Below are 1488 nucleotides of genomic sequence, written 5' to 3'. Positions count from 1 at the left end.
CTCGACACGAGCGCGCGGCACTGGGAGCGCATCCTGCACGTGAACCTGTGGGGCGTGATCCACGGCTCGCGGCTGTTCGCGCAGCAGATGGCCGCGCGCGGCACCGGCGGGCACATCGTCAACACCGCGTCGGCCGCCGCGTTCGGCCCGTCGCGCGACCTGCCCGCGTATGCGACGACGAAGGCGGCGGTGCTGATGCTCAGCGAATGCATGCGCGCGGAACTCGCGGAGCAAGGCATCGGCGTGACGGCCGTGTGCCCGGGTTTCGCGGAAACCGGAATCATGGCGTCGACGCACTACGCGGGCGCCAACGCACAGGATGAAGCGCGGCTGCGCAAGCGCGCGACGAAGCTGTACCAGATGCGCGGCCTGAAACCGGAAACCGTCGCGCAGGCGATGGTCGACGGCGTGCTGCGCAACCGCCCCGTCGTCGCGGTCGGCGGCGAAGCGCACGCGCTGCGCTTCGTCGGTCGCTTCATGCCGTGGCTCGGCCGGATGATCGCCCGCGTCAGCATGGCATCGCATTGACGGCGCACGACGCCGCACAGGGAGACAACATGACCGATACCGCCGACTATCACAAGATCAAGGCCCGGCACGTGAAGTTCGACTTCAGCGACACGCCGGTCACCTGGGTACCGAACGATCCGGGCAGCACGCACATCATCAACACGCTGAACCTGCTCTTTCCGGAAGGCGAGCTGTGGTTCTGCCGCGTGTACAACAAGGCGCTGCCGCTGATCACCGATGCACGCCTGCGCGACGAAGCCGAAGGCTTCCTGCGGCAGGAAGCCGTGCATTCGCGCTCGCACGGCGGCGTGCTGAAGCATTACTACGACCGCCACGGCATCGACACGAAGCCGTTTACGCAGAAGCTCAACCGCTTGTTCACGCGCGTGCTGGGCGAGCAGCCGCTGGGGCTGAAGATCGGCCATACGCGCTTCTGGTTGCGGCAGCAGCTGGCCGTGATCGCGTCGCTCGAGCATTTCTTCGGCTATCTCGGCAACTGGGTGCTCAACGCGCACGGGCTCGACGAAGGCCGCGCCGACCCGACGATGGTCGACCTGCTGCGCTGGCATGGCGCCGAGGAAGTCGAGCACCGCACCGTCGCGTTCGACATCTACCGTCATATGGGCGGCACCTATCCGGAGCGCTGCGTGCACATGGCGTTCGTGATCCTGCTGCTGCTCTACTACATCACGACCGGTGCGAAGTTCATGTACCGGCGCGACCCGGACGCCGGCCGCTACCCGGGCTTCGCGCTCGCGTGGTGGCAAGGTTCGCGACGCGGGCACCTGCCGTCGTTCTGGAAGGTGATCGGCGCGGCGCTGCGCTATTTCAAGCCGGGCTATACGCCGCATCACGAAGGTTCGACCGAGCAGGCGCTCGCCTACCTCGCCCGCTCGCCGGCCGCGCAGGCGGCCGCGCACGGCGGCAACTGGGGCGCGGCGAAAGGCGCGTGACCGGGCTTCCGGCCGGCTCGGCGGG

General features: G+C 68.1%; 2 protein-coding genes. Both read left to right on the top strand.

The annotated features are described in order from the left end of the window. Positions 1-528 (top strand): SDR family NAD(P)-dependent oxidoreductase (locus H3O04_RS35305; protein WP_202589510.1); only part of this gene is annotated, 528 nt, incomplete at its 5' end. Between the two features lie 29 nt (positions 529-557). Beyond that, positions 558-1463, top strand: a complete 906-nt coding sequence (locus tag H3O04_RS35300) for a metal-dependent hydrolase (protein WP_034175197.1) — start codon at positions 558-560, stop codon at positions 1461-1463. Positions 1464-1488 lie beyond the last annotated feature (25 nt).

This window comes from Burkholderia sp. KCJ3K979 (genome assembly GCF_016759955.1).
Classification (GTDB): Bacteria; Pseudomonadota; Gammaproteobacteria; order Burkholderiales; family Burkholderiaceae; genus Burkholderia; species Burkholderia orbicola.
Note: the sequence above shows the minus strand (reverse complement) of the source record. Positions and strands in the feature narration are given on the sequence as shown.

What these genes read in the sequence shown, in the direction of transcription:
- H3O04_RS35300 (WP_034175197.1), top strand. Translation starts at nt 558, where the DNA reads ATGACCGATACCGCCGACTATCACAAGATCAAGGCCCGGCACGTGAAG.